Source organism: Campylobacter sp. RKI_CA19_01122 (assembly GCF_025771325.1).
Lineage (GTDB): Bacteria > Campylobacterota > Campylobacteria > Campylobacterales > Campylobacteraceae > Campylobacter_D > Campylobacter_D lari_D.
Genome location: NZ_JAKMPZ010000021.1, coordinates 1 through 4,348 on the forward strand (window position 1 = coordinate 1; position 4,348 = coordinate 4,348).

The window sequence follows — 4,348 nt, forward strand, 5'->3', positions numbered from 1 at the left end:
ACTAATACCAGCTCTAATATCCCCTGCACTTTTAATACCATAATTATCAGCATATAATAATACATTAGCCTTAGTATCAGGAACTACTTCTATAACTATATCAGTTTCACCTACATTCTCTCCTGCTTGTAAACCTGCTAGGGTTTGAATGCCATACATTTCATTGACTTTATATACACTATCTTCTATTAATTTAGTAGAGATGATTTTACCTTTGATTCTTTCATTAAGCTTACTTTCTATGAAATAATCTTTTATAGTAGTTTTATTCTTTATTATATACTTACCTAATGTTCCTAAGGCTATGTTTATTTGCACACTATCTTCAAATTCTTGTTGGGGCACATAAGCTGTTGCAGCAGGATAGCCATTAACTTGGAAATAATAAGCAATAATATTAGATATATCTTGTAAATCTTGCAAGCTAAATTTTCTAGTGCTAAACTCACTAATGAGTATTTGTAAATCTTCTTCTTTAATACCTAGCTTTTCAAAGCTAGTGTTTTCATTAGTGATAATAAATTTGTATTTGGTTATTACTTCTTTAGTAGTGGTAGTATTAGTTTGATTACTTGAGTTAGTAGAGTTATTATTAGAACTATTGTTTGTTTGATTATTTGGGTTACTTGTATTATTGTTGGTATTGGTTTGATTGTTTAATTTGGTAGTGTTGTTATTAAAACTATGATTGTTTGAAGCATTATTGGTATTAAAGCTATTATTAGTTGAATTAGAATTATTGTTTGTTTGATTATTTATACTAGAGTTAGTGTTAGCTTTGTCATTGTTTGTGTTAGTGTTAATTTGGTTATTTAGGTTGGTAGTGTTATTATTAGTTTGATTGTTAGTTTCCTCATTAGTTTTATCTTCTTGATTAAATTTTTCTTTTAAGGCTTTCTTTTTTTCTTCAAAGTCTTTTTTAGCTTCTTGAGTTTTTTTATAATCATCTTTGGTTTTTAGATTTTCTTTGATAGCTTTGTTTTGAGGGAGATTTCTATCAGGGGATAGTTCTATAACCTTTTCTATATCATTTTTAGCTATGATAATACTTCCATTATTAGCATAGACTAAAGAGCTAATTGCTATAATACAAAGAGAAAGTTTTTTCATGATTTTACCTTAATTTATAATAACACTTGATTTAGATTAATTGTAATTTAAGAATTGATCAATAGTAAATTTCAATAATATCTACAACTATAAATACTAGGATAACCTAGTATTTATATTTTATATATCACTTACTACACAAGGATTCATAGTTTTAAATCCATCATTAACTATGCAAGTTACTGCTCTTTTTCTCGTGACAGCCTTATCTACATCTTTTTCTTTTCTAATTTTTTTTATCACAAGTCCACCATCTGATTTCAAATTATCGCTAGTTGATAAATAAATATTATTTTCTATAAAAGGTAAATCTTTTTTAGATTTTTCTTTTTTCACTGGAGTGCTTGGTTGAAGTTCTGTCCACGGAATTTCTTTTTTCACTGGAGTGCTTGGTTGAAGTTCTGTCCACGGAATTTCTTTTTTCACTGGAGTGCTTGGTTGAAGTTCTGTCCACGGAATTTCTTTTTTCGCGTGTTGCAATGCAAGCTGTGCTAATTTTGGCGTATATATATCTTGCTTAACATCTCCTATTATTTCAAAACCTCCTTTTGAGATAGTATATTCTATTTTATTTTTTATAGGGCTAATATCCAATTGAGAAACAATATCTTTTTGTTGCTGATTTAATTTGCTAATATTTTCTGCCAAAATATTGATTTTTTTGAAATCAATATTTTCACTACTAGCTAAAGCATTATATTCTCTTTCATTTTCTTGAATTTTTGTTTTTATTTCTTGTAGTTGATTTGTTAGTATTATAGATTTATCAAGAAAATCTTTCAAATCTTTCTTTAATAAAGCGAATATAAAATCTTTTTTAGAAATCACATTAGCAGTATTATCTAACAATTTTTCAAAAGTTTCATTTTGATAAATTTTTTCTTTATTAGCACCCTTTAAACCATTTTCTTGATAAGCATCTATAAATTCCAAACTCTGAACTATCTTCAAAGCTTCTTCTTTATTGTTTTCATTATCTTTTAAAAAATACTTAGACACGAAATCAATTTTCTCATCTTCACTCATCTGTTTATAATCTTTTTCTTTAAGCATATCATCTAGCGAGCTAATATAAAATTTATAATATTGACTTGCAATATCATTAATAGCATAATTTTCAATACTACTTTGAAAAGAATCATCTTTGAAAAGCATAGCTTCTTTGTTTAAAATAGCATTTAAATCTAATTCTAAAGCTTCTTTAAGTTCATCTTTTTTCTCATTTAAAGCAAAAGTAAGATAATTATGATTGTCTTTTAAAAATTGCTTATTAGAGTATTCTAACAATTTTTGTTTATATTCTTTATAAGCTTGCGTTTGATCACTGTATTCTTTTATATCAATAGAAGATTTTTTATCAGGAGAGTGTTTTCCATTTAAAATATCTTCAGGCATCCACACATGGATATTATGATGGCTTTTATCATCTTTATCTTTTCCTCCGATATCAAAATAACCAACTATAGTCTTTTCTTCATTTTTAGGTGCAATTGATTGAATTTGTGATTTTGAATTAAAAAAAGCATATATATCATAAAAATAACTAGGATTGTAAAAACTCACAAAACCAGTTGCTATTGTTGCTCCATTTTTATTATGCCCCGTTCCCTCAGAAATAATATTTTGTATATCATTTAAAATTATGTCGTTGAAATAATTTGAACCAGAATGCGATATAAAACCTGACGCATAGCTAAGTTCAGCTTTGTCTTTGGATATACTTTGAATTGTTTTTATATTATTTAAAGTTATACCAGTAAAATAATTCCCTCCACTAGCACTTGCAGCAAATCCACTAGCAAAAGAATCATCCTGCTCAAAATCATGAGAGCTATTTAAATAATGATCATATGTTCCTTTGTTATAAGATTGAATCAATCCTATATCATTTAAAGAAATATCTGTAAAGCTATTATAAGTTGGAGTGTTATTTTCTTTATATACATTTATAATCTCTCCGACAAATCCTCCTGATTTAGCACTTGCTTTATCCGTTACCGCACCTATATAACCAATATGATTTAAAAAAATATTATTAAAATCATATCTAGAATTTTGACTCAGTGAGGAGGAATAAACAGCTCCACTAAATCCGCCTACTTTTGAAGCTTCTTCACTTTTTGCCTGAATACCGTTTATATTTAAAATTGTAATATTTTTAAATTTACTACTTTGTATTGATGGTAATTCATATTTTTTGCCCTTTTTTATCATAGGTAGAGAATCAATATTAGCTACATCAACAATATCCCCAACAAAACCTCCAACATAAGCATAATCTTTACCATTGCCTATAATTTCATTGATATTTTTTAAAACAATGTCTTCAACTTTAGCATCTTGTTCTATAAGTCCGACAACACCACCTGCATAAAGAATATAATTTGTCGTATTTGCTTTAACATTACCATTCATATAATCTACATTGAAATTCTTTATATTAGCCCCATTACTTAAATTTCCAAAAATACCAACATAATTTTTATTGTTAGCCTCTATATTAATATTTTTTAAAGTAAATCCTTGGCCATCAAATGTTTTAGTAAAAGGATTTTTATTATCACCAATCATCATAGAAGTACAATTAAGACCATCTATACAATAATTAGCATAGTTTTGCCAATCTTTTCCTTCTTTGCCTTTGCCTTGATTGCCTTTAAAATTTATATTATTAGTAAGTCTATATTCGATATTTTTGTTAAAACTATCTTTATTTTCATTCCATCCTTTAGCAAAATGCCACCAATCCACATCAGAACTTATACCTATAAATTTATTATTTAAAAATTTTTTATTATTATGCTTTACTTCTATTTTGCTTCCAGTTTCATCTAAAGCATTATCATAATCTTGTTGTTCATAATTAAAATCCTTAAACGAAGATGGATTGTAATAATATCCCGTAGCACCTAAATATAAAGAACCTTCATCTTTAGCAGTTATATGCAACTTATCTATATTATTTAAGGTAGCAATATCAGCATGAGTTTCATTCCCAACTAAATATATTTGTTTTTTTATCTTTATCTAAAGCTGCAATTTGATTAAAAGTTTTATTTTCAATATCAAAAGTTCCATATAACAAAACCTTATTCCCTATAAGTAATACATTATTAGCATTAATATTACCCATATTAACTACATTGCCTGCTTTTTGTGGTTTAAACACCGGTGAAAAAGTTAATCCATCATCAAATTTTTGCATCTTTGCAAACTTTTGTATATCCCCATCACTCAT

The 4,348-nt window shown here is 27.0% G+C and carries 1 protein-coding gene and 2 pseudogenes; all 3 read right to left on the reverse strand.

Translation table 11 applies throughout. The features are described from left to right. Positions 1-1,110 (reverse strand): annotated as a pseudogene (locus L8U37_RS08045) (hypothetical protein); the annotation flags it as partial. Between the two features lie 120 nt (positions 1,111-1,230). Beyond that, on the reverse strand, positions 1,231-4,059 hold the full coding sequence (locus L8U37_RS08050; RefSeq protein ID WP_263728975.1) for a hypothetical protein: 2,829 nt from the start codon (positions 4,057-4,059) through the stop codon (positions 1,231-1,233). Between the two features lie 40 nt (positions 4,060-4,099). Then, positions 4,100-4,348: pseudogene (locus L8U37_RS08055) on the reverse strand (hypothetical protein); the annotation flags it as partial.